At 63.5% G+C, this 25033-nt stretch carries 21 protein-coding genes; 9 read left to right on the forward strand and 12 right to left on the reverse strand.

From position 1 onward, the window contains the following. The first annotated feature begins 83 nt into the window (after positions 1–83). From HFP57_RS05910 to kynU, 6 genes are all read left to right on the forward strand, one after another. Positions 84–1256 carry an acetyl-CoA C-acetyltransferase gene (locus HFP57_RS05910; RefSeq protein ID WP_176868921.1) on the forward strand — a complete coding sequence of 391 codons (1173 nt, stop codon included), beginning with the start codon at positions 84–86 and terminating at the stop codon, positions 1254–1256. A 239-nt stretch (positions 1257–1495) separates the two neighbouring features. Next, positions 1496–4651 (forward strand): TonB-dependent receptor domain-containing protein, encoded by a 3156-nt coding sequence (locus tag HFP57_RS05915; protein ID WP_176868922.1) that lies wholly within the window; start codon positions 1496–1498, stop codon positions 4649–4651. Positions 4652–4839: 188 nt separating this feature from the next. Further along, positions 4840–5406: a hypothetical protein gene (locus tag HFP57_RS05920; RefSeq protein WP_176868923.1), complete on the forward strand. Its 567-nt coding sequence runs from the start codon at positions 4840–4842 to the stop codon at positions 5404–5406. A 63-nt stretch (positions 5407–5469) separates the two neighbouring features. After that, positions 5470–6288 carry a hypothetical protein gene (locus HFP57_RS05925; protein WP_176868924.1) on the forward strand — a complete coding sequence of 273 codons (819 nt, stop codon included), beginning with the start codon at positions 5470–5472 and terminating at the stop codon, positions 6286–6288. Between the two features lie 296 nt (positions 6289–6584). After that, positions 6585–7523 carry an alpha/beta hydrolase family protein gene (locus HFP57_RS05930; RefSeq protein ID WP_176868925.1) on the forward strand — a complete coding sequence of 313 codons (939 nt, stop codon included), beginning with the start codon at positions 6585–6587 and terminating at the stop codon, positions 7521–7523. Between the two features lie 10 nt (positions 7524–7533). Further along, positions 7534–8769, forward strand: coding sequence for a kynureninase (gene kynU / locus HFP57_RS05935; RefSeq protein WP_176868926.1), 1236 nt, complete (start codon positions 7534–7536; stop codon positions 8767–8769). Here kynU and HFP57_RS05940 read toward each other — a convergent pair. The 6 genes from HFP57_RS05940 to HFP57_RS05965 all read right to left on the reverse strand — a co-directional run bounded on the left by HFP57_RS05940 (position 8766) and on the right by HFP57_RS05965 (position 14385). Continuing rightward, positions 8766–9305 carry a GNAT family N-acetyltransferase gene (locus HFP57_RS05940; RefSeq protein WP_176868927.1) on the reverse strand — a complete coding sequence of 180 codons (540 nt, stop codon included), beginning with the start codon at positions 9303–9305 and terminating at the stop codon, positions 8766–8768. The two genes, kynU and HFP57_RS05940, sit on opposite strands and share 4 nt — an antisense overlap. A gap of 149 nt (positions 9306–9454) precedes the next feature. Further along, positions 9455–10009: a peroxiredoxin gene (locus HFP57_RS05945; protein ID WP_176868928.1), complete on the reverse strand. Its 555-nt coding sequence runs from the start codon at positions 10007–10009 to the stop codon at positions 9455–9457. Between the two features lie 151 nt (positions 10010–10160). Next, positions 10161–10919 carry an ABC transporter ATP-binding protein gene (locus HFP57_RS05950; RefSeq protein WP_176868929.1) on the reverse strand — a complete coding sequence of 253 codons (759 nt, stop codon included), beginning with the start codon at positions 10917–10919 and terminating at the stop codon, positions 10161–10163. Next, positions 10919–11719: an MlaE family ABC transporter permease gene (locus HFP57_RS05955; RefSeq protein WP_176868930.1), complete on the reverse strand. Its 801-nt coding sequence runs from the start codon at positions 11717–11719 to the stop codon at positions 10919–10921. Before HFP57_RS05955 ends, HFP57_RS05950 begins: the two co-directional genes overlap by 1 nt. After that, complete coding sequence (locus HFP57_RS05960) at positions 11712–12758, reverse strand: alanine racemase (RefSeq protein ID WP_176868931.1); 1047 nt, start codon at positions 12756–12758, stop codon at positions 11712–11714. The genes HFP57_RS05955 and HFP57_RS05960 overlap by 8 nt, the downstream gene beginning before the upstream one ends. After that, complete coding sequence (locus HFP57_RS05965) at positions 12748–14385, reverse strand: MFS transporter (RefSeq protein WP_176868932.1); 1638 nt, start codon at positions 14383–14385, stop codon at positions 12748–12750. Before HFP57_RS05965 ends, HFP57_RS05960 begins: the two co-directional genes overlap by 11 nt. A 177-nt stretch (positions 14386–14562) precedes the next feature. On the opposite strand from HFP57_RS05965, the gene HFP57_RS05970 reads away from it, so the two are divergent. Further along, positions 14563–16494, forward strand: a complete 1932-nt coding sequence (locus tag HFP57_RS05970; protein ID WP_176868933.1) for a S9 family peptidase — start codon at positions 14563–14565, stop codon at positions 16492–16494. Between the two features lie 62 nt (positions 16495–16556). Then, positions 16557–17069, forward strand: coding sequence for a hypothetical protein (locus tag HFP57_RS05975; protein WP_176868934.1), 513 nt, complete (start codon positions 16557–16559; stop codon positions 17067–17069). A gap of 63 nt (positions 17070–17132) precedes the next feature. Here HFP57_RS05975 and HFP57_RS05980 read toward each other — a convergent pair whose 3' ends face one another. The 6 genes from HFP57_RS05980 to glmS form a co-directional block, all read right to left on the reverse strand. Continuing rightward, complete coding sequence (locus HFP57_RS05980) at positions 17133–17510, reverse strand: GFA family protein (RefSeq protein WP_176868935.1); 378 nt, start codon at positions 17508–17510, stop codon at positions 17133–17135. 100 nt (positions 17511–17610) lie between these two features. Further along, on the reverse strand, positions 17611–19524 hold the full coding sequence (gene cysN / locus HFP57_RS05985) for a sulfate adenylyltransferase subunit CysN (protein WP_176868936.1): 1914 nt from the start codon (positions 19522–19524) through the stop codon (positions 17611–17613). After that, a complete protein-coding gene (cysD, locus tag HFP57_RS05990) occupies positions 19524–20459 on the reverse strand; it encodes a sulfate adenylyltransferase subunit CysD (protein ID WP_176868937.1) in 936 nt (311 codons plus the stop codon). Before cysD ends, cysN begins: the two co-directional genes overlap by 1 nt. 86 nt (positions 20460–20545) lie before the next feature. Further along, a complete protein-coding gene (locus HFP57_RS05995) occupies positions 20546–21766 on the reverse strand; it encodes a bifunctional alpha/beta hydrolase/OsmC family protein (protein ID WP_176868938.1) in 1221 nt (406 codons plus the stop codon). 85 nt (positions 21767–21851) lie between these two features. Continuing rightward, positions 21852–22184, reverse strand: a complete 333-nt coding sequence (locus HFP57_RS06000) for a DUF423 domain-containing protein (RefSeq protein ID WP_176868939.1) — start codon at positions 22182–22184, stop codon at positions 21852–21854. Beyond that, positions 22181–24004 (reverse strand): glutamine--fructose-6-phosphate transaminase (isomerizing), encoded by a 1824-nt coding sequence (gene glmS / locus HFP57_RS06005; protein WP_176868940.1) that lies wholly within the window; start codon positions 24002–24004, stop codon positions 22181–22183. Before glmS ends, HFP57_RS06000 begins: the two co-directional genes overlap by 4 nt. A gap of 170 nt (positions 24005–24174) precedes the next feature. On the opposite strand from glmS, the gene HFP57_RS06010 reads away from it, so the two are divergent. Then, the gene (locus tag HFP57_RS06010; protein WP_176868941.1) at positions 24175–25017 is read left to right on the forward strand and encodes a TauD/TfdA dioxygenase family protein; all 843 of its coding nucleotides are present in this window, start codon (positions 24175–24177) and stop codon (positions 25015–25017) included. The last annotated feature ends 16 nt before the right edge of the window (positions 25018–25033 follow it).

The raw sequence follows: 25033 nt of genomic DNA on the forward strand, positions 1-25033 counted from the left end.
CTCTCGATAGGAAGGACAGCCCTTCGACAGGCTCAGGGCAGACGGGTTGGTTTTCACGCGTCCGTTTCGAGGAGTCCCTGCCCATGTCCGATATCGTCATCACCGCCGCCAAACGCACACCCGTCGGCAGCTTTCTCGGCGCCTTTGCGACCACCCCGGCGCATGAGCTGGGGCGCGTCGCGATCGAGGCGGCGCTCACGCAATCCGGCGTCGCCCCGGAGGATGTGTCCGAAGTCGTGATGGGCCAGGTGCTCACCGCCGGCGAGGGCCAGAACCCGGCGCGCCAGGCCGCGATGGCCGCGGGCGTACCGCAGGAAATCCCGGCCTGGGGCGTCAACCAGGTCTGCGGATCGGGCCTGCGCGCCGTCGCCATCGCCAGCCAGCAGGTGGCAACCGGCGATGCCGCGATCGTCGTCGCCGGCGGCCAGGAAAACATGTCGATGAGCCCGCATTGCCAGAATATGCGCGGCGGCACCAAGATGGGGCCGATCGGCCTCGTCGATACGATGATCAAGGACGGGCTGACCGACGTCTTCAACGATTATCACATGGGCATCACGGCCGAGAATCTGGCCGAACGCTATCAGATTACCCGCGCGGAGCAGGATGCGTTCGCGACGCTTTCGCAGAACAATGCCGAGCGCGCCCGCGCCGACGGCCGCTTCACCGACGAGATCGCGCCGGTTACGGTCACCCATCGCAAGGGCGAAACGGTGGTCGCGGACGACGAATATATCCGCCCCGGCGTGACCGCGGACAGCCTGTCGGGCCTCCGCCCGGCGTTCAAGAAGGACGGCACGGTGACCGCCGCCAATGCCAGCGGCATCAACGACGGCGCTGCGGCGCTGGTCGTGATGTCGGCCGACGAAGCCGAAAAGCGCGGCGCGCCCGTGCTCGCCCGGATCGCAAGCTGGGCCTCGGCCGGCGTCGACCCGTCTATCATGGGTATCGGCCCGGTCCCCGCCACCCAGCGCGCGCTGGAAAAGGCCGGCTGGTCGATCGGCGATCTCGACCTGATCGAGGCGAACGAGGCCTTTGCGGCGCAGGCGCTGTCGGTCGGCAAGGAACTGGGCTGGGATCCGGACAAGGTGAACGTCAATGGCGGCGCGATCGCGATCGGCCATCCGATCGGCGCATCGGGCGCACGGGTGCTGACGACGCTGCTCTACGAGATGCAGAAGCGCGACGCGCACAAGGGCCTCGCCACGCTGTGCATCGGCGGCGGCATGGGCATCGCGATGTGCGTGGAGCGATAACGGCACCGAATACCGGCGAGTAAAGCAAATTTGCCAGATTTCTGCGGCTTTCGGAGCGCATGTTGCCCCATTGTCACAGGCGGAGATATTCGCCTCGATATCAATGGTTTGCGAGAGATAGTGCCTTCACACTGGCTGATTTTGGCGCTCTAATGCCTTCATTGATGTGAATGGGGCAAGATGCGGATCTGCATTTTGTAAGAGCACAGGGGGCGTCTAAACTCGGGAGTTTAGGGGCAATGAAAATCGTAAATCTTATGTCGGCGACGGCGCTCGCCGGCATCGCCATTTGTCTGGCGCCTTCTAACGCGCATGCGCAAACGGCCGGTCAAGACGACGGCGCGGAGACCGATCAGGCTGCGGTCGATACCAACCGCCAAACAATCGTCGTCACCGGTACGCGTATCGCAAATCCGAACGTATCGTCACCGGTACCGGTCACCAGCGTCAGCGCGCTGGAGCTCACGGACACCGGCAACGTCTCGCTGGGCGACTCGCTCAATCAGCTCCCGGCTCTGCGTTCGACGTTCAGCCAGTCCAACTCGACCCGCTTTATCGGTACGGCGGGGCTCAACCTGCTCGATCTGCGCGGACTGGGAACCGTGCGGACGCTCGTGCTCGTGAACGGCCGTCGCCATATCACCTCTTCACCCGGCGATTTCCGGGTCGACGTCAACACGATACCGACCGACCTTGTCGAACGCGTTGATGTGGTCACCGGCGGCAACTCGGCCATTTATGGCGCGGACGCCGTCGCCGGCGTGGTCAACTTCGTCTTGCGGCGCGATTTCGACGGTATTCGCCTGCGCGCTCAAAGCGGCATCTCCGATGAGGGCGATCGCCAGTCGGAATTCGTCAGTCTGACCGCAGGCCAGAATTTCTCCGAGGGGAGAGGCAATATCGCGGTAGCGCTGGAATATGCCGACGCCGATCCGCTTTTCAACTCGGACAGGGACAGTCTGACCGGCGCATTCTCCGGCCGGAACCAGTTTCAGATCGTGCAAAACCGGGCAGGCGAACCGAGCACCGGTGACGGCATTCCTGACCGGAATTTCATTCGCGGCATCCGAAACAACAATATTTCCGACGGGGGCCTTTACACCTCCAGCTGCCCGGCTGCCGTGCCTGCAACCGACCCGACTTTCGCTGCCGTGGAGGCCCGACGTACAGTTAACTGTACAGGTCTGATCGGGCCCGGTGGAGCCGAACTCGGCCGGACATTCGTTTTTAACAACGTCGGCCAGCTTGTGGCCAACCCCATCATTCGGGATTTCAGGCAATTCGGTTCGGGCAACGCCTTGGGCGGTCTTGGCTCGACGCTGCGCGACACAGGTATGTTACAGGCAGGTCTTGAACGCTACGCGATCAACTTGCTCGCAAGTTACGAGGTGTCCGAGGCTTTCCGACCGTTCGTCGAAGCGAAGTATGTCCGGATCGACGCGCTTCAAGAAGGTCAGCCTACGTTTAACTTCAACGCCTTCAGCCTCGACAACCCTTTCCTGACGCCGGAAAGCCAGGCTTTACTGGCTTCTAGCCTTTCGCCTGCGGCTGTTGCCGCGCCGCCGGGCACGCCGGTTTTCGGCGCCTTCCGCTTCAACACCGATTTTGGCGGCCGGGGCGAAGAACATCAACGTGAAACATGGCGCGTAGTCGCGGGTATCGATGGTCAGTTCAATGACGATTGGCAGTATGAAGTGGCGTTCAACTATGGCCGCTTGGAGACCTTTTACGAAACCAACGGCAACGTACTGACCGCCGAGTATTCCAATGCGGTCAATGCCGTTCGCAGCGGCGGTCAGATCGTCTGTGCGATCAACGCTGACGCGGACCCGGCCAACGACGATCCGGCATGCGTTCCGGTCAATCTGTTCGGTCCCGGCCAAGTGTCGCAAGAGGCTCTGGATTATTTCGGATTCACCTCCTCGCGGGATGAGGAAGCCGAACAATACGGCATCACTGCCTATGTCGCGGGCGATCTTTCACAACTGTTCGAACTTCCCGGCGGTCCGATCGGCTTCGTGATCGGTGGCGAATATCGGCGCGAGACGGCATTTTCGGCGTTTGACGACGTGACGGCGAGCGGCGCCACTTTCCTCAATGCGATTGCGGATTTCGATCCGCCGGCCCTGGAGGTCTGGGAAGCATATGGCGAGATCAACTTCCCCGTTCTGTCGGGAATGCGATTTGCCGAGGAATTGTCGCTTCAGGCGGCCGGACGCGTATCGGACTTCAATAGCGAAGTCGGTACGGTCTATGCGTATAACCTCTCGGCCGTATACGCTCCGATCCGCGACGTGCGTTTCCGGGTGGGCTATGCGCAATCCGTCCGCACACCGACGCTGAGCGATCAGTTCAGCGCCGGCTCGCAGACATTCGCGAACGGACTGCAGGACCCGTGCAGCTCGGACAACATTGCCAACAATCCGAACCGGGCCGCCAACTGCGCAGCCGACCCCAATGTTCCGGCCTTTAACCCGGATGGAGTGACGCCTTTCCGAAATCAGCCCGCCTCGGGCGTTCGCGGATTAAACGGCGGCAATCCCAACGTTACGGAAGAAACCGGAGAGAGCTGGACGGCAGGCGTGGTTGTTCAACCAAGCTTCCTGCCCGGGTTCACGTTGTCGGTCGATTATTATGACATCACCGTCGAGGACGTGATCTTCACGCTGACCGGCCAGACGATCATCAACCAGTGCTACGACAATCCCGGCGGAATCGATAACCCCTTTTGTGACGCGATTAATCGTCGGCCGGATGGCACCTTTACCGGCCAGTCTGATCGTATCCTGAATGGTGTGAGCATCTCCCTGCCGGTCGGTCCGAACGATTCGTCATTCCTTGCTGGCCCGTTCAATTTCGCCCGGCTTGAGACTTCGGGGATCGATTTCGACGCCAATTACAACACCGAAATCTTCGGCGGCGTCGATTTGAACATGCGTCTGCTGGTCAGCTACCTGATCGATCGCACGCAGTTTACCGACATCACCCAGCCCGATTTTGCGGATCGGGTGAAAGGCGAACTGGGCGATCCGGAATGGTCGGGTACCTTTTCCGCCGATCTCGATTTCGGTGCTTTCGACTTCGCCTACCGGCTGACCTATATCGGCAAGCAGACGATCGCCCTCGAATACGAAGACCAGAATTCCTTCGATGGCGAACCGCCTCGCGATCCGGACGCCTATCCGCAGGTCTGGTATCCGGATGTATTCTATCACAACTTCCGGATTGGTCTGGATGTGGGCGAACAGTTCCGCTTCTATGGCGGTGTCGACAATGCCTTCGACAGGCGCCCGCCGTTCGGCTTGCTTGGAACGGAAGGCCGGAACAGCGGCGGTGCCGGGGTCTACAATAACATCGGCCGTTTCTTCTACGCTGGCGCCGAAGTAAGATTCTAGCCCCAGACAGCCGTTTCGAAGAACAGGAAAGGTCGCCCGGCGGGCGGCCTTTCTTGATTTTAACGCCGACAGCCATGATGATCCGACAGGTTTCAGCCGGCAACGCGGCTATATGGATATTGCGATGTGCATCGAGCGGTGAACGCCCCTCCTTACGGACATGAAGACACGCCCCGAACCGGTGCGGCATGAGCGAATATCTGGTCCTGTTCGCGATCGTGTTCGGGATCAATCTGATGCCGGCCTTCGGCCCGCCAACCTGGTCGGTAATCGTGCTCTACGGCCTCCAAAGCGATCAGCCGGTTCCGGCGATCGTTCTCACCGCCGCGTCGGCCGCCGCGCTCGGCCGGTTCCTGCTCGCCCATGCCTTCCGGCTGATCGGCGACCGGCTGTCCGACGACACGCGCGCCAATCTCGCCGCCGCGCGCGAGGCGCTGGAGGAGAACCGCCGTAACGCGATTCTCGCGCTCGGCCTGTTCGCGCTTTCCCCGGTCCCCTCGGCGCAGCTGTTCGAGGCGGCGGGCCTCGCCCGGGTCAAGCTGCTCGGCTTTACGGCGGCCTTTTTCCTCGGCCGGACCATATCCTATTCCATCTACGCGCTCGGCGCGTACGGGATCCGCAAATCGAACCTCGGCGACATATTCGTCGAACATCTTACGAGCCCGGTCGGCATCGCGATCCAGGTCGGGATGATCGTGCTGCTGGTCCTTTTCGCCCGGCTCGACTGGGCCAAAATCCTCGCCAGGAAGGATTGACATCCGCGTGTTGCTGGCATAATACACTGAACCAATAACAAACGAAAAGTTTGAGGTTCAGGAATGTTCAAGGAAATCGCTCTCATGGGCGCGGCCGCGCTTGTCGCCGCCGCGGGTTTCGGCACCAACGCCTTTGGCGGCGGCGAACCGGAAGCGGTCGAGGGCCGCATCTATCATTATGTCCGCAGCAACCAGGACGGCAGCGGCGCCGAAAATGTCTATGTCTATCGCGCCGCCTCCAACCGGCTCGAAGTCTACAAGGCCCGCGAGCGCTGTACCGACGCGGCCTTCGTGACCGCCTGGGTCGATGCCGAAACGGGACGCGCGGCCGTCGTCAATGGCGGGCGGCTGATGCCAGAGGCGCGGCACGAGAACTTCGCGACGATCGCCTATGACGGCGCAGCGACGATGCTGCGCGCCGAGGCCGCCCTGCCCGACCGGATGGTCCGGCAGCAGGTGCGCGTCGAAGAGCCGATCTTCCATCTCTACGATTTCGATCTCGCGACCCTGTCGCTGCAGACGATGGCGCTCGACGATCCGCGCTCCGATTTTTCCTTCGGCCTCCCGCTGATCTGGACCGAGCCGGAGGACGGGCGGTACGTCCGCCATCTCGGCCGCGCCGATGCCGAATATGTCGGCGAGGAAGACTATCGCGGTACTGCGGCGCTGCGCTTCGAAGTTGGCGGTCCGGCACTCGGCGACAAGGGCGGTCCGCTCTGGATCGACGCAAACTCCGGCCATGTGCTCGGCGCGCAATGGGGCATTCCCAACCATGCCGGCATGGACGATTTCGCGATCCGCCTCGCCGAAATCGAGGATAGCGGCGATGCCGGCTGGCAAGCACTGCTGACCGCCCATTTCGAGGGCTGCCCGACGGTTTGATTCATTTGTCAGGCCTTCGCTAACGCTCAGACGCGGCACCGGGACTTTTTTAGTCAGACTCAACCTTGCGGTCGAGCGCGGCACCGGCCCGCTCCCCCTCCCGACCTCCCATTAAGTGTACCCTGTGGGAGGTCGGGAGGGGGAGCGGGCCGGTGCCGCGCCTGAGGCGAAGCCGAAGGTCTGACAAAAGAACCCCGGTGCGGCGATTTTCGGAAAGGAAAATCCTGACGAACAAAGCTCTGTGCTGGTCTATCCGAACAATTGCAGTCGTCGATACTCCCGCCTAGCATGGTTCGATGACCACATTCATTCGCACGGCGTTTATCGCCTGCCTTGCCGGATTGACCGCCTGCGCCATGCCTCAGGAAAGCTCCGAAACCCCCGCCCCGCCGCCGGACGCCGCGGACACCGACATCATGGCCTGGGACGATCTGTTCGCGCGGGCCAAGCCAGAAACCGATATCCGCATCCCCTATGGCGATGGCGATCTGCAGTTCTCCGAGCTTTGGTTGCCGGAGGGCGGCGGCCCGCATCCGACGGTGCTGATGATCCATGGCGGATGCTGGCAGACCGATATTGCCGAACGCGACATCATGAACTGGATCGCCGGCGATCTGCGTGCGCGCGGCATTGCGGTCTGGAATATCGAATATCGGGGCGTCGATCGCGCGGGCGGCGGCTTTCCGGGTACCTATGAGGACGTGCTGGCGGCGAGCGATTCGCTGATGGCGAACTGGGAACGCTACAGTCTCGACGTCGAGAATATCGTCGCGATCGGCCATTCGGCAGGCGGGCATCTGGCACTGTGGCTCGCCGCGCGGCAATCGGCCTTTACCGGCCAGCCGCTGACCAATCGCCACCGGCTGCCGATCTCCACCGTCATCAGCCAGGGTGGCCTGCCCGATCTCGAAGCGGGGATGCAGCGCGAGGGCCATGCCTGCGGCACGGAGGCGCCGCGCCTGATGATGGGCGATCGGCCCGATCTGACCTCTCCGCAACGCATGCCGGCCGCGATGGCGCGCCAGATCCTCGTCAATGCCGAGCGCGACCGGATCGCGCCGCCCGCCTATGCCGAGGCCTATCGCAACGCCAATCTCGCGCGCGACGCGACCAATATCGAGCTGGTCGTCATCCCCGGCGAAGGCCATGTCGAACTGGTGTCGCCCGGCACCGCGAGCTGGGAACGGCAGCTGGACTTGATCGAGATCGCGCTCGGCATTCGAGACGCAGGCTAAGGCGGCGTTCATGACCCACTCGCTCGAAGATGCCCGCGCCCTCGATGCCGCCGATCCGCTGGCCGGACTGCGTGACGAATTCAGCCTGCCGGAGGGCATCATCTATCTCGACGGCAATTCGCTGGGCGCGCTGCCCAGGGCGACGATCTCGGCGCAACGGGATGCGGTCGAGCGGCAATGGGGCGCGGACCTGATCCGCAGCTGGAACAGCAATGACTGGATCGGCGCGCCGCAGCGGATCGGCGCGAAGATCGCGACGCTGATCGGCGCACGGCCGCATGAAGTGATCGTGACCGACTCGGTCTCGGTCAATCTGTTCAAGCTGATCGTCGCGGCGACGCGGATACAGACCGGCCGCGCCCAAATCCTGACCGAACCCGGCAATTTCCCGACCGATCTCTACACCGCGGGCGGCGCAGCGGACATTCTGCCCGACCATGTCGTCCATACCGAGCAGGCCGGCGATCTCGTCGACGCGCTCGGCCCCGACACGGCGCTGATGATGCTGACCCATGTCCATTACAAGACGGGCGCGCGCCACGACATGGCGCTGCTGACCGAGGAAGCGCATGAGGCGGGCGCGCTGGCGCTCTGGGATCTCAGCCACAGCGTGGGGGCCATCCCGGTCGATCTCAACGGCTGCGAAGTCGATCTCGCCGTCGGCTGCGGTTACAAATATCTGAACGGCGGCCCGGGCGCGCCGGCCTTTCTCTACGTCCACGAGGATCTGCAGGAGCAGCTGCGGTCGCCGCTATCCGGCTGGATGGGCCATGAGGCGCCGTTCGCGTTTCGCGACGATTATGTCCCCGCGCCGGGCGTCACGCGCTTCCTGTGCGGCACGCCGCCCGTGCTCAGCCTGCTGGCGCTCGAAAGCGGCATCGACCTGTTCGCCGATATCGACATGGGCGACGTCGCGGCGAAATCGACCGCGCTATTCAACCTGTTCGCAGCGCGCATCGAGGAGCGCTGCAGCGGTCACGGGCTGGAACTGGTCACGCCGCGCGACGCCGCCCATCGCGGCAGCCATATCTCGTATCGCCATCCCGACGGCTGGCCAATCAGCCAGGCGCTGATCGAGCGCGGCGTGATCGGCGACTTCCGTGCCCCCGACATTCTCCGTTTCGGCCTGACACCGCTCTATCTGCGCTTCGAGGATGTCTGGCAGGCGGTCGAGATATTGGGCGATATCCTCGACAGCGGCGTCTGGCGCGAGGAGCGGTTCGCGGAAAAAGCCGCCGTCACCTAGGCGGCCGCGCGTTCCAGCACGACCGTCTCCTCGCCCTTGAACGGCACGCGCCGGGTTTCCGCAAACCGGAATTTCCGAGCCAGCGCCAGCGACGGCGCATTGTCGGGCGAGATGATGCAGCAATAGCCGCGATGGGGCAGATTGGCGTCTGCCCATTCCAGCGCCGCCGTCAGCGCCTCGCTAGCATAGCCTTTTCCGTGCGCCCATTTGTCGAACACCCAGGCGCCCTCCGGCACATCGGGCAGCGGCGGTTCGATGGCGCGCTGGAAATTGCCGAAGCCGAGATTGCCGGCGATCCGTCCGCTCGCCTTCTCCTCGACCATCCACATGCCATAGCCAAGCAGCGCCCAGAAACCGGGTGCCCGGGTGAACTTTTCCCACGCCGCCGCACGGTCCGCGACCACTCCGCCGATGAAATGGCCGACATCGGGATTGGAGAGCATCTCGGTGAACGCCTCGAAATCCTCGAGGCGGAATTCGCGCAGGATCAGCCGTTCGGTTTCGATGCGCGGCGCGACGATCGCCCTGTCGGTCATGTTCGGCCTCCCTCGTCCGCTGCCTTAGCGGGCCTGCAGCGCCGGTCCAAAGAAAAACCCGCACCGGCCGAGGGGATGGCCGATGCGGGTCGAGGTCCAAATCGCGAAAGGTTCAGGAGATCGCGATTCAGGGGAGAGGGTTGGTCGGGTTACGCGGCCCGGCGGCTCTCGTCGCGGTTTTCGCGGAGCCAGGCCAGGACATTGTCCGGCGTCGATTCGACATAGGGATCTTCGTCCGTGCCGTCGTCGTTGATGCCGGGCTCTTCGAACCAGGCGACGATCTCGCCATCTTCGACGACCATCGCATAACGCCAGCTGCGATCGCCGAAGCCGAGATGATCCTTGTTGATCAACATACCAATGCGGCGGGTGAAATCGCCCGAACCGTCCGGCAGCATCTTGACCTTTTCGAGGCCGAGATCCTGCGACCATTTGTACATGACGAAGGCGTCGTTGACCGAGATGCAATAGACTTCGTCGACGCCGAGCGCCCTGAAGTCGTCATAGTAGCGCTCATAAGCCGGGCACTGCTCGTTCGAACAGGTCGGCGTGAAGGCGCCGGGCAGCGAGAAGACGACCGAACGCTTGCCCGCGAACAGGTCGCCGGTCTTCACATCCTGCCAGCGAAACGGATTGTCGCCGCCGATACTCTCGTCGCGCGCGCGGGTCTTCAGGGTTACGTCAGGAACATTGCGTCCAAGCATTATTCGATATCTCCATTTTTGGGATTTATTGAGTGTCTGACCGATCAATGGTCGGACAGCGCAATGCGTTCCAACGGATTTACCGATAGACAGTTAGTGGCAAAATCGATGAAAGAAGAATTTTTGATCGAAAGAGCGAATTATCGCTCAATCAGTCGATCGGGCCGTCCGCCTCGCCCATGACGAACTGGTCGACATGCACGTCGCCCGAACGGCGCAGATCGCCGACCGGCCCCGACCAGATGATCGCGCCCTCGTAAAGCATCGCCACCCGATCCGAGATTTTCTCGACCGACCCCATATCGTGCGTGATGGTCAGCGCCGTGATACCCAGATCGCGCACCAGTTCGGTGATCAATTTGTTGATCACGTCCGTCCGGATCGGATCGAGGCCGGTCGTCGGTTCGTCGAAAAAGATGATCTCGGGCCGGGGCGCGATGGCGCGGGCGAGCGCGACGCGTTTCTGCATCCCGCCTGACAATTCGCTGGGCCGTAGATCCAGCACCTCTTCGCCGAGCCCGACCCGTTCGATATTGTCGAGCGCGATCCGCCGCATCTCGGACGCCCGGCGAAACCGGCCCCGGGTCAGCGCGAAAGTGACGTTGCGCCAGACCGGCAGCGAATCGAACAGCGCGCCGCCCTGGAACAGCATCCCGAACTTGGCCCGAACGCGCTCCTGATCCGAAGCGCTCATCGCCGTTATCTCTTCACCATCGACCAAAATCTGCCCGGAATCGACCTCCATCAAACCGAGAATGCATTTGAGCATGACCGATTTGCCGCTGCCCGATCCGCCAATGACGGTGACCGATTCGCCGGTTTCGACGGTCAGGCTGACATCGCGCAGCACGTGATTGCTGCCGAAGCTCTTCACGACGTTGCGCAGCTCGATCTTGGGGTGCCCGCTCATCAGCCGAACGCCGTCAGCGTGATGAGAAGGTTGGAAAGCAGGATCAGTACGAACGCACCAACCACCGCATTGGTCGTCGCCCGGCCGACGCCGGCCGCGCCGCCCCGCGTCCTGAGGCCGGCATAACAGCCCGACAGCGCGATGAAGAAACCGAACACCGCCGCCTTGACCAGCGACATCAGGATGTCGTCGGTTTCCAATATGTCCTTGGTCATCGCCAGATAGCCGGCCGGGTTGAAGCCCAGCTTGTAGATCGACAGCATATAGCCGCCGAAAATCCCGATCACATTGGCGATGCAGACCAGGATCGGCAGGGTGATCACGCTCGCGAACAGGCGCGGCGCGATCAGATAGCGAAACGGATCGGTCCGCAAGGTCACCATCGCGTCGATCTGTTCGGTCACCCGCATCGTGCCGATCTCCGCCGCCATGGCCGAGGACACGCGGCCCGCGACCATGAGCCCGACGAGCACCGGCCCGAGCTCGCGCACCATCGCGATGACGACGATCGCCGGCACGGTCGATTCCGCGTTGAAGCGCTGTCCGCCGGTATAGATTTGCTGGGCCAGCGCGGCGCCCGTGAAGATCGCGGTCAGCGCCACCACCGGCAGCGAATTCCAGCCGATCTGGAACATCTGATCGAGCAGGCGCAGCGGATACCAGGGCGGGGTGAGCGCCCGCTGGATGGTGCGCAGCGCGAACAGCGCCACCCGGCCGACCGACGCGAAGCCGCCGACAACCGGCCGCCCGATTGCCGCGAATATCGCCACTAGCGAGCCGATTACGCCGGTTTCACTCATACCAGCTGCGCTGATAGCGGCGGCCGAGGGTCGTAAGCAACTCATATTGCGAGAGACCCGATTGCGCGGAGGCCGCCGGCAGGTCGAAATCGATGGCCAGCCAGTCGCCTTCCCGGGTTTCCGGCGCGGCGTCAACCGACACGGCGACAAGGTCCATCGACACCCGGCCGATCACCGGACAGGCCGCATCGCCGAAACGCGCACCGCCGGTGCCCGAAAAGCCGCGCAGATAGCCATCGGCATAACCGATATGGAGGATCGCCAGCTCGATATCCCGGTCCGCGGTGAAGGTCGCATTGTAACCGACCGTATCGCCGGGGCCGATCGTCCGCCGCTGGATCACCTGGGCCTCGGGAAAGGCGACCTGGCGGATATGCGGGACGAGCGCTTCGACCTGCGCGCCGCCATAGAGCGAGATGCCGGGCCGGGTGAGATCGAAATGATATTTCTTGCCGAGCACGATACCCGCCGAATTGGCGAGGCTCATCCGCATCGCGCCCGTGCGTTCGGACAGCGAGGCGAGCGCCTTGTGCTGGTCGTCATTCTTCGGATTGCCGGGCTCGTCGGCGCAGGCAAGATGGCTCATCAGCGTGTCGAGCCTGAGCCCGTCGAGCAGACCGTCCCTGACCTCGCGCACCGAAACGCCGAGCCGGTTCATCCCGGTATCGACCATCACGTCGCAGGCGCCGCCGCCCGCCTCGCGCCAGCGCATGATCTGTGCGGCCGAGTTGAGACAGGGCCGTGCGGGGCTGTCGATCGCTGCCGCCATATCCTCGCGCCGGACGCCGTGAAACACGCTCAGCGACCGCCCCGCGCACAGATCGGCAATCTCTTCGGCCTCGGCCCAGGTCGCGACATAGAGGTCGCGGCATCCGGCTGCTATTAGCCGCCCGGTGACGTCGCGCGCGCCGAGACCGTATCCGTTCGCCTTGACCGCCGCGCCGCACGCCGCCGTGCCGCTCAGCCGGTCGAGCGCATGCCAATTGTCGGCGAGCGCCGCGCCGTCGAGGCGCAGCCGCAGCGGCGGGCTATCCGTCATCGGCGAAATCGCGCGGCGGGCCGGAGGGGAGGCCCCACCAGGCCACAATGACGCCGAAGGCCACGATCACCCATGTATACCAGAGCCCTGCATAGATATCGCCCGTGCGCGCGACGATGATCCCGGCAATCAGCGGCAGGAATCCGCCCAGATAACCGGCGCCGATATGATAGGGGATCGACATCGAGCTATAACGGATTTTCGGCGGAAACATCTCCGAGAGCAGAGCCGCGACCGAGCCATAGGTCAGTGCCGATAGCATGGCCGACACGAGCAGCAGCCCGAATATGCCGAGAATGTTGATGAACGGCGGAGACTGGCGCGCAAAATCGAATCCGCGCTCGCCGAGGGCGGCTTGCAGCCCGTTGCGCCGCGCCATCCCGTCGGCCAGCCATTCCGGCGCGATCGCAATCGCCTCGCCGCCGACGCTGAGCGCCAGCGTATCCGCCGGCTCCAAGTTGTAGCGAACCCCGCTCGACGTCAGCGTTTCGAGAATGCGGCCGCACTCGCTCTGCTCGTCCCCGAACAGTTCGGCAAAGGGATCGGTCGTGCATTCGGGGCCGCTGACGAGGACCGGGTTGTCGGCGGCTGCGCGCGCAAGGCCGGGATTGGCGAGGCTGCCCATGCCCCAGAATATCGGGAACAGCAGGACCAGCGCCGCCAGCGCCCCGATCATAATCGGCTTCTTGCGCCCGACCCGGTCCGACCATTTGCCGACCATCACATAGAATATCATCGAGACGAATCCCGCGGTGAACAGGATCAGCTCGACGGTGAGCTCGTCGACCCGCATCGGACCGCGCAGGAAGGAAAGGCCGGAGAAGAATGCCGTGTACCAGATCGTCGTCAGCACGCCCGTGACGCCGAACAGGGCGACGAAAATCCGCTTCTTGTTGCCGGGGTAACGGAAGCTTTCGGTGAACGGATTGGCGGACGTTTCGCCCGCCTCTTTCATCGCCTGGAACACGGGACTTTCGGAGAGCTTGAGCCGCATCCAGAGCGAGATGAACAGCAATATGATCGACAGCAGGAAGGGGATACGCCAGCCCCAGGCGGCGAAATCGTCCGCCGGGATCAGGAAGCGGCAGGCGAGGACGACCGCGATGCTGAGCACGAAACCGCCGACGACGCTCGCCTGGATGAAGGAGGTGTAGAAGCCGCGCTTTTCCGGCGGCGCATGTTCGGCGACATAGATCGCGGCGCCGCCATATTCGCCGCCCAGCGCGAGCCCCTGCAGGATGCGCAGGAAGATCACGATAATCGGCGCGGCAAGACCGATGGTTGCCGCCGAGGGAATCATTCCGACGCCCGCCGTCGCGACGCCCATCAAGGTGACGGTGACCAGAAACGTATATTTGCGCCCGAGCCGGTCGCCGAGAAAGCCGAACAGGATCGCGCCCAATGGCCGGAAGCCGAAGCCGACCGCAAAGCCGGCCCAGACGAGCAGCAATTGCAGCGTTTCATTCCCGGCCGGAAAGAAGGCCTGGCCGATCAGCGCGGCGAGCGTGCCGTAGATGAAGAAATCATACCATTCGAAAACGGTGCCCGCCGACGATGCCGCAATGACGAGCCGGACCTCTTTTGCGCTCGGTTCATGCGACGCCGCATCCATTGCTGCAGTGGCCATATAGCCTCCCCTCTTACGTTCGGCGGCCTTCTTGGGAGAAAGAAGCCGGAACGGCAAGCGCGCTTTTCACGCCCCCGTGCGGGCAGACAAAGGCGGGAAAGCCGTTTGCTTTGCTTTCCTTATCCGGCGAAGTGCAGCATAGTTTGCACCGTCTTCATCCCACCACAGGGGTCCGCCATGCGTCCATTCCTCCTCGCCCTTGCCGCCCTCTCCTTCGCCGCCGCGCCGGTCGCCGCGCAGAGCGTATCCGAACGGACCATGGGCACGGCGACGCTGCAGAACGTGCCAGAGATCCCGGAAGCGGTGGATGCCGCCGTCCAGCGGTTCCAGAACTATCGCAGCGCGGAGTTCGAGGACTGGCTGGCCGACGGATCGATTCTCGTCACCACGCGCTTCGGCGCGACGGACCAGGTGCACCGCGTGACCGAACCGCTCGGCGCGCGCAGCCAGCTGAGCTTCTTCGCCGAGCCCGTCCAGTCGGTCACCGCGATTCCCGGGCAGAACCGCTTCGTGCTCGTCCGCGACACGGGCGGCGACGAATGGTTCCAGATGGACGCGATGGGCCTGTCGGGCGAAACCGTGCGCCTCACCGAACCCGTCACGCGCAACCTGTCGGCGGTGTTTACCGACGATGGCAGCCTCATGGTCTGGACCAGCGCCGGCCAGGGCACGACCTACACGATCTACGCTGCGAACCCTTCCGATCCCGCCAGCCGGCGGATCGTGGCGAGGTTCGAAACGCCGATGTTCCCGTCGGACATCTCGGCGGACGGCAGCGCCGTCCTGCTCGAAAACTACCGGTCGAACCGCGACGCCAGCATTTACCTGCTCGACATGACGACGGGCGAGGCCGCCGAGTTCGCGCCGAGCGCGGGCACGGTCGACGAATCCCCGCACTTCGCCCGCAACGACACGGCCGTCCTGGCGACCTCCAACCGCGAGGGCGACCATCGCCGGCTTGTCGAATTCAACCGCGATACGGGCGAGATGAGCCCGGTGACGCCCGAACTGGGCTGGGACGTCGAGGCGTTCGACCTGACCGATGACGGTCGCTTCCTCGCATTCGTGATCAACGAGGAAGGCTATTCGCGCGTTTTCGTGCAGGATTTCGTCACCTGGCGCGAGCTGCCCCAGCCCGAGCTTCCACTTGGCGTACTGACCGGGCTCGATTTCTCGCCCGACGGGGAACGCCTCGCCATCAGCATGGAGACGGCGACCTCGGCCGGCGATGTGTGGGTCTGGGGCGTGACGGCGGGCGATCTCGTGCGCTGGACGCAATCGGAGTTGGGCCCGCTCGATCCGGCAGCCCTGGCCGAGCCCGAGCTGATCCGCTTCGCATCGTTCGACGGCCTGTCGGTCTCCGCCTTCGTCTACCGCCCGACGGGGCCGCGCGACGGCGTGCCGCAGCCGGTGATCGTCGATATCCATGGCGGCCCGGAAAGCCAGTCGCGGCCCGGCTGGAACGCGCGTGCCCAATATTTCGCCGATACCCTCGGCGCGACCGTGATCCTGCCCAATGTCCGCGGCTCGGACGGCTATGGCACCCGCTATCGCGATCTCGACAACGGCCCGAACCGCGAGGACAGCGTCCGCGATATCGGCGCGCTGCTCGACTGGATCGGCGAACGGCCCGATCTCGATGCGGACCGCGTCGCCGTCTACGGCCAGTCCTATGGCGGCTATATGGTCCTGGCTTCGATGATCCACTATTCGGACCGCCTCGTCGGCGGGGTCGAGCGCTACGGCATCAGCGATTTCCGCACCTTCCTGCAGAACACGCAGGATTACCGGCGTGATATGCGGCGCGGCGAATATGGCGACGAGCGCGATCCGGAAATGGCCGCCATATTCGAACGGATCGCCCCGATGAACAATCTCGACCGGATCACCAAGCCGATGCTCGTGATGGCCGGCGCCAACGACCCGCGCGTACCGCTATCGGAGTCCGATCAGGTGGTGGAAGGGCTGCGCGAGAATGGCGTCCCGACCTGGTATGTCGTCTTCGCCGACGAAGGGCACGGGTTCCGGAAGAAACCGAACAATGATTTGCGGCACGCGGTGGAGACGGTTTTTTTGCGGGGGCTGTTTGGGAGCGGTCCAGCGGAATAACTGAAGAGCCGGAGGCGCGCACGATGGGAGAAAGCCGGGACAAAAGGCGCAAGGCGAACGATATGACGAATGATGCAAACGTTCAATTAGCCGACGATCTTTGGACGAGGGGTGCAGGTCACGTTTTGGGAGTGCAAGCGCTAGTAGATGCGGCAAGTGAGTCTGCTATAGCAGATGGCGCTTCTGATGTGAGTCAGATGACATTCAATGGTCGTCATTCCGCTTCGATCCACTTGCTTGTCGGCTTTGCATTCGAGCTATTGCTGAAGACAGCTTTTCTGCTCCACGGCGGAAATTCAAAGGACCTCGGACCGTCATGCATAGGGCACGATTTGTTGACGGCCTTGGACAAAGCTGAAGAAGTCGGTTTCCAATCTAACTGCGCAAATCTCAGATGGTTTGTTGAGAATCTTCGTGAACCTCACAAGAAACATTGGTTTCGTTATGGTGGGCCAGATTCCGTTACGATGCCTGCAATTGAACTGACGCTCCCGGCACTGGACGCACTCGCTCGTGAAGTAGGTGCCGATCTCCGTCGAGTTATGGGTGACGATTTTAGACCTCAAACAGGATAACATGAACACCCAAGAGGGGTTATGCAGCAACGCTGGTAGTTCTCCCACCCTTCATGGACGACCTCACAACCTCGCGCTCGCCTCCTCCCAGTTCCGCCCGTCGAAATTCCGAACCGTCACATCCAACCCATGCCCGTCGTCGAGCGCGCGATAGTTGACGCTCCAGGCTTCGGGGTGGCTGCGCGGTTGGTAGAAGCTCTTGATCCCGCACTGGCGGCAGAACAGGTGGTCGGCTTGCTTCGTGCCGAAGCGGTAGGAGGTCAGCGCCTCCTCGCCCGACACCAGCGTGAAATCCTCATGCGGGACGATCAGGTGGAGAAAGCCGGTCTTGCTGCACATCGAGCAGTTGCAGTCGAGCAGTTCGGGGCGCGGCTCGCGGATCAGCGCCTCGAAACGCACCGCGCCGCAATGGCAACCGCCGCGAACGATCGTGGAGTCCATTTCCGTCACCCCGGACTTGATCCGGGGTCCAGGGCGGCGAGCGATGGCGCCCTGGGCTCTGGATGCCGGATCAAGTCCGGCATGACGAAAGTGTGCATCTTCATCGCCCGTCGAACAACCGCTCGACGATATATTCCGCGGCCTCTTCGGCCGTCATCTCGACCGTGTTGACGCGGATCTCGGCATTTTGCGGTTCTTCATAGGGGCTGTCGATGCCGGTGAAATTCTTGAGCTCGCCGGACCGGGCCTTTTTGTAGAGGCCTTTGACATCGCGCTCCTCGGCAACCTCGAGCGGCGTATCGACGAACACCTCGACGAACTCGCCCTCGGGCACCATGCTCCGCACCATCTGCCGCTCTGCGCGGAAGGGCGAGATGAAGGCGGTGAGCACGATCAACCCGGCATCGGTCATCAGCTTGGCGACCTCGCCGACGCGCCGGATATTCTCCACGCGGTCGGCATCGGTAAAGCCGAGATCGCGGTTGAGGCCGTGCCGGACATTGTCGCCGTCCAGAAGAAAACTGTGCCGCCCCATCGCGTGCAGCTTCTTCTCGACGAGGTTGGCGATCGTCGATTTGCCCGAACCCGAAAGCCCGGTGAACCAGAGCAGCTTCGCCCGCTGGCCCTTCTGTTCGGCATGCGCCTCGCGCGTAATGTCGACGGCCTGCCAATGGATATTCTGCGAGCGTCGGAGCGCGAAATGGATCATCCCGGCGCCGACCGTCGCATTGGTCAGCCGGTCGATCAGGATGAAGCCGCCAAGGTCCGGATTGTCGTCATAGGACGTAAAGGGGACCGGCTTGTCGGTCGATATATTGCAGACAGCAATGCCGTTCAGTTCCAAGGACTTGGATGGTGCCTTTTCCATCGTGTTGACGTTCACCTGATATTTGTCGTCGGTGATCGTCGCGCGCAGCGAATTGGTGCCGATCTTCATCGCATAGGGCCGGCCCGGCAGCATCGGATCGTCGGCCATCCAGACGATCGTCGCCTCGAACTGGTCGGCGACTTCGGGCGGCGCATCGGCGGTGGCGATCACATCGCCGCGCGAACAGTCGATCTCGTCGGCGAGCGTGATCGTGACCGACTGGCCCGCGATCGCATGGTCGAGATCGCCGCCCGGCGAAACGATGCGCTCGACGGTCGAGGTCTTGCCCGAGGGGAGCACGCGCACCGGATCGCCGGGCGCGATCCGGCCGCTCGCGATCATCCCCGAAAAGCCGCGGAAATCGTGATTGGGCCGGTTGACCCATTGGACGGGCAGCCGGAAGGGCTGCTTTCGGCGGCGGTCGTAATCGAGCCCGACCGTTTCGAGATGGTCGAGCAGCGCCGGACCGTCATACCAGGGCGTCGCGTCGCTCTTGCCGATGATATTGTCACCCTTGAGGCCCGATACCGGCACGGCCAGGAAATTCTCGATCCCGATCCCGGCCGCGAAATCCTGATAGTCCGACACGATATCGTCGAAGGCGCCCTGATCGTAATCGACGAGATCCATCTTGTTCACCGCGAGCACGATATTGCGGATGCCGAGCAGATGGACGAGATAGCTGTGCCGGCGGGTTTGCGTGAGCACGCCCTTGCGCGCATCGATCAGGATCACGGCGAGATCGGCGGTCGAGGCGCCGGTGACCATGTTGCGCGTATATTGCTCATGGCCCGGCGTGTCGGCGACGATGAACTTGCGCTTGTCGGTCGCGAAAAAGCGATAGGCGACGTCGATCGTGATGCCCTGTTCGCGTTCGGCCGCAAGCCCGTCGACAAGCAGCGCGAAATCGATATCGTCGCCCTGGGTGCCGACCTGCTTGCTGTCCGCCTCGAGCGCGGCGAGCTGGTCCTCGAAGATCATCTTCGAATCGTAGAGCAGCCGCCCGATCAGGGTCGACTTGCCGTCATCGACCGAACCGCAGGTGATAAAGCGCAGCAGCGACTTGTGCTGATGCTGGTCGAGATAGGCGTCGATATCCTCGGCGGCGAGCGCATCGGGGCGGTAAGAAGTTTCGGCATCGGCCATCAAAAATACCCCTCCCGCTTCTTCTGCTCCATCGAAGCGCCCTGCCCCTTGTCGATGGACCGGCCCTGCCGTTCCGAGCCCGTGGCGAGCAGCATTTCCTGGATGATCGACGGCAGGTCCTCCGCGTCGCTCTCGACCGCGCCGGTCAGCGGATAGCAGCCGAGCGTGCGGAAGCGGATCGACTTTTCGACGGGCTCCTCGCCGTCCTCGAAGCGGAACCGGTCGTCGTCGGTCATCAGGATCAGCCCGTCGCGCTTCACCGTCGGCCGCGGTGCCGAGTAATAGAGCGGGACGATATCGATATTTTCCAGATGGATATATTGCCAGATATCGAGCTCGGTCCAGTTGGAGAGCGGGAAGACGCGGATGCTTTCGCCTCCATTCTTGCGCGCATTGTAGAGCGACCAGAGTTCGGGACGCTGGTTCTTCGGATCCCAGCCATGGCTGGCGTTGCGGAAACTGAAGACCCGCTCCTTTGCGCGCGCCTTTTCCTCGTCGCGCCGCCCGCCGCCGAACGCCGCATCGAAGCCATGTTCGGTCAGCGCCTGTTTGAGGGGATCGGTCAGCATCGTCTGCGAATAGAGCGCGGACCCGGTGTCGAACGGATTGATACCGGCGGCCGCGCCCTCGTCATTGTGATGGACGATCAGGTCGAGGCCGTGCTCCTTCGCCGTGCGGTCGCGATGCTCGATCAGCGCCTGAAAATCCCAGCCCGAGGCGATGTGGAGAAACGGAAAGGGCGGACGCCCCGGATAAAAGGCTTTCAGCGCGACATGCAGCATCACCGAGCTGTCCTTGCCGACGCTGTAGAGCATCACCGGCTTTTCGGTCTCGGCGACCACTTCGCGCATGATATGGATCGCCTCGGCCTCGAGGCGCTGCAGGTGGGTGAGCCGTTCGGGCGTGATCCCGGCCGTGGCTGTAGTCGCGTTCATGGCAGGGCATTTAGGCGCTGCACGCGATTTTGGCGAGTGTCCGTTGATTGCCGGTGTGAAAGCCCAGCTTTCAAACCGCGGCGCCGCTAGCCGACGGTCGTGGTATGGATATCGATACGGTTTTCGAGCGTGCGGTGCACCGGGCATTTGTCCGCGATTTCCAGCAGCCTGGCCCGTTGCGCGTCGGTCAGATCGCCGACCAGTTCGATCGCCATGTCCATCACGTCGATCCGGTTATCGTCATTGTTGCAGGTCGTACAATCGGCAACATGGTCGCGGCTGTGTTCCAGCTCGATCTTCACGCCCTGGAGCGGGATGTCCTTGCGCGCCGCATACATCTGCATCGTGATCGACGTGCAGGTGCCGAGAGCGGTCAGAAGATGGTCGTAGGGCGTAGGCCCGAGATCGTCGCCGCCCAGGGTCGCTGGCTCGTCGACCAGATAGGCGTGCGGGCCGGCCTGCACGCTCTGCGTATATTTGCCGCCGGCGCTTTCGACGGTGACGATACCGCGCGGATGGGCGCGGGTCGCTTCCTCGTCCTCGGTCACATAGCGCGCCGCCCAGGCCGCGATCAGCCCGGCGACATAACGGCCCGCATTAACGTCCGTCAGCAGATGGTCGTAGCCGTCGAGCGAGACGAAGCTTTTCGGATGTTTCGCGGCCTGGAAAATCAGGCTGGCATTGTCGATCCCGACGATATCATCGTCGGGCGCGTGCATCACGAGCAGTCCCTTGCCGAGCGCCGCGATCCGCTCTTCCTGCGGCTGGTTGCGGGTCTGTTCGACGAAATCCCGGTCCACGCGGAACGCACGGCCGGCGATATGGACATCGGCCTCGCCCTCCGCCTCTACCTTCGCCAGATCCTCGCCGAGCTGGCCGAGCACATGTTCGACGTCGAACGGCGCACCGATCGTCGCGACCGCCTTGGCCTCGGGGATCCGCTCGGCGGCCGCAATCACCGCCGCGCCGCCCAGGCTGTGTCCGATCAGGATCGCGGGCGCCGTCAGCCGGTTGCGCAACGCGTCCGCCGCCGCGACGAGATCGGCGACGTTGGACGCGAAACCGCTATTGGCGAACTCCCCTTCGCTGCCGCCGAGCCCCGTAAAATCGAAGCGCAGTACGGCGATGCCATTGTCCGCGAGCGCCGCGGACACCTGCGTCGCGGCCCGGCTCTGCTTGGTGCAGGTGAAGCAATGCGCGAACAGCGCGACCGCCACCGGCGCCCCGCGCCGCGGCAGTTCGAGCCGCCCGTCCAGAGTCTGCCCGTTCCGGCCGGTGAACTGGAATTTCTCGGTGGTGCTGGGCATTGCGCGTGTTCCTTTGCCGTCTTTCTCGACACCTGTTCGCCGCAAAAGTCTCAAGCGTTACGAACAGAACCGGTCGAATAGCCTGCTATCCCCGCATCGCTTGCCAGGCGAGCCAGAGCCAGCCGCCGATCAGCAACGTGCCGCCGATTGGCGTGATCGCACCGAGCCAGCGCGGAAGGCCGAGCGCCATCAGATACAGCGTAATCGCGAAGATCGCGCCACCCGCAAGGAACAGCCAGGCGGGCCCGCGCGCATCGAGCTGCATCGCCAGCAGCGCGGCGAGCGCGTGCGCCAGTTGATATTGCGCCCCCGTCTTCAGCCATTCGGCCGCATCGCCCTGCGCGCCATGCGCACCGAACGCACCCGCGCCGACGGCCATCGCGCCGGACAGCGCGGCAAGCAAGATGATCAGGCTCATTCCACCGTCACCGATTTGGCGAGATTGCGCGGCTGGTCGACATCCGTGCCCTTTGCGACCGCGACATGATAGGCGAGCAGCTGCACGGGAATCGCATATACCAGCGGGGCGATGAGCGGGTGGACCTTGGGCATCTCGATCGTCGCGATCGTCCCCTCGCCCGCCTTGGCGATGCCCTCGCCGTCCGAGATCAGAACGACCTTCGCGCCGCGCGCCTGGGCCTCCCGCATATTGGATACGGTTTTCTCGAACAGCGGCCCGGACGGCGCGATCACGATCAGCGGCACGGCATCGTCGATCAGCGCGATCGGCCCGTGCTTCATCTCGCCCGACGCATAGCCTTCGGCGTGGATATAGCTGATTTCCTTGAGCTTCAGCGCCCCTTCCAATGCCATCGGATAGTCGGGGCCCCGGCCGAGATAGAGCACGTCGCGCGCCTCGGCGATCGCGCCCGCCATCGCGGCGATATCCTCGTCATGGTCGAGCGCCGCGTTCATCGCCTCGGGCGCCTCCGACAGATGGCGGACGATCTCGCGTTCGGCATCGGGATCGAGCTTGCCCTTGGCGCGCGCCAGATTGGTGGCGAAGGCCGCCATTACCGCGAGCTGGCAGGTGAACGCCTTGGTCGAGGCAACGCCGATTTCGGGGCCGGCATGGGTCGAGAGCAAGAGATCGACCTCGCGCGCCATCGAACTGGTCGGCACGTTGATGATCCCGGCGGTCTTCACGCCCGCCTTCCGGCAATGTTTGAGCGCCGCCAGCGTGTCCGCCGTCTCGCCCGATTGCGAGATGAACAGCGCCAGCTGGTTCTCGGTGAGGACGGGCTCGCGATAGCGGAACTCGGAGGCGACATCGACCTCGACCGGCACGCGCGCGAACTGCTCGATCCAGTATTTGCCGATCATCGCGACATAGCTGCTCGTCCCGCAGGCGACGATGGAAATCCGATCGAACCCGGCCAGATCGAACTGCATGTCGGGCAGCGCGACCTGCTCCTCCAGCGGCCGCAAATAGCTTTGCAGGGTCTGGGCGACGACGATCGGCTGCTCGAAGATTTCCTTCTGCATGAAATGGGCGTGATTGCCCTTTTCGTTGGCGGCGGCCGACGCACCCGACAGCGCGACCGGCCGCGCGACGAGCTCGTCCTGCTCGTCATAGATCAGCGTCGAATCCCGTGTGATGACGACCATGTCGCCCTCTTCGAGATAGCTGATCTTCTGGGTGAAGGGCGCGAGCGCCAGCGCATCGGAACCGAAAAAGCTCTCGCCCTCGCCATGGCCGACGACCAGCGGCGAGCCGAGCCGCGCGCCGATCAGCAGGTCCGGATCGCTCTTGAACATGATCGCCAGCGCGAAGGCGCCGTGCAGCCGGTCCAGCGTCTTGCGAACCGCCTCGCGCGGAGCGACGCCGGACTCGATCTGTTCGGAAATCAGATGGGCGACGACCTCGGTATCGGTCTCGCTCTCGAACGTCCGGCCGCGTTCGAGCAGTTCGTCGCGCAGCTCCTTGAAATTCTCGATGATCCCGTTGTGGACAAGCGCCACTTCGCCGGTTGCATGGGGATGCGCATTGTCGGTCGTCGGCGCGCCATGGGTCGCCCAGCGGGTATGGGCGATGCCCGTCACGCCATCGACGGGATCCTCGGCGAGCACGGCGACGAGATTGTCGAGCTTGCCTTCGGCGCGGCGGCGTTCGATCCGTCCGTCGGACAAGGTGGCCACGCCGGCGCTGTCATAGCCCCGATATTCGAGCCGCCGCAGCCCCTCGACCAACCGGTCGGTGACATTGTCCTTGCCGAGAATCCCGATAATTCCGCACATATAGTCTTGTTTCCTTCGCGCCCGCGCCGGCGGGATTTGCAGCGTGTTTAGACGGATAGCAGAAAGCATCAAGTCGCCATCGTACGGACCGGGTTTTGGTTTTCGGCGCCGGAGCGGATAGGGTGCGGTATCGCCAATCTGGTCGCGACGATTTTTGCGGAGATGTCCCGATGACCGAGCCCATCGCGGTAAAGCCGATTGCCGGCGCGCTGGGCGCCGAAATCGAGGGCGTCGATCTCTCGTCCGACCTGTCGAACGCCGCCTTCGACGCGGTCCACAAGGCGTTTCTCGACCATCATGTGATCTTCTTTCGCGACCAGCAGGCGCTGACGCCGGAACGGCACAAGGCGTTCGGCCGGCGCTTCGGCAGTCTCAACGTCCATCCCTATGTGCAGGGGATGGACGATCACCCCGAGATCATGGAAATCGTCAAGGAACCCGACGAGGCGATCAATTTCGGCGGCGGCTGGCATTCGGACATGTCGTTCCTCGAAAAGCCCGCGCTCGGCTCCATCCTTCACGCGATCGAGGTGCCGCCCTATGGCGGCGACACGCTGTTCGCCAATCAGATCGCCGCCTATGAGGCGCTGTCGGACGGTATGAAGAAGCTGCTCGATGGCCTTGTCGCGGTCCACTCCGCCTCGCGCGAATATGGAACGCGGGGCCATTCGGCGCAGGCGCGGCAATCGATGCAGGCCAGCACGACCGACGCTGCGCCTGAATATGAGCATCCGGTCGTCCGTACCCATCCCGAAACCGGCCGCAAAGGGCTCTATGTGAACCCTGCCTTCACCCTGCGCTTCAAGGATATGAGCCGGCACGAAAGCAAGCCGCTGCTGAATTTCCTCTTCGAGCATAGCCGCGAGGAGCGCTTCACCTGCCGCTTCCGCTGGACCGAAGGCGCGGTCGCCTTCTGGGACAATCGCTGCGTCTGGCATTATGCGCTCAACGATTATCACGGCCATCGCCGCCATATGCGGCGGGTCACGGTGAATGGCGACCGGCCGGTTTAGGCTCGAGCCGCGGTTA

This window comes from Parasphingopyxis algicola (genome assembly GCF_013378075.1).
In the GTDB taxonomy this organism is placed as follows: Bacteria; Pseudomonadota; Alphaproteobacteria; order Sphingomonadales; family Sphingomonadaceae; genus Parasphingopyxis; species Parasphingopyxis algicola.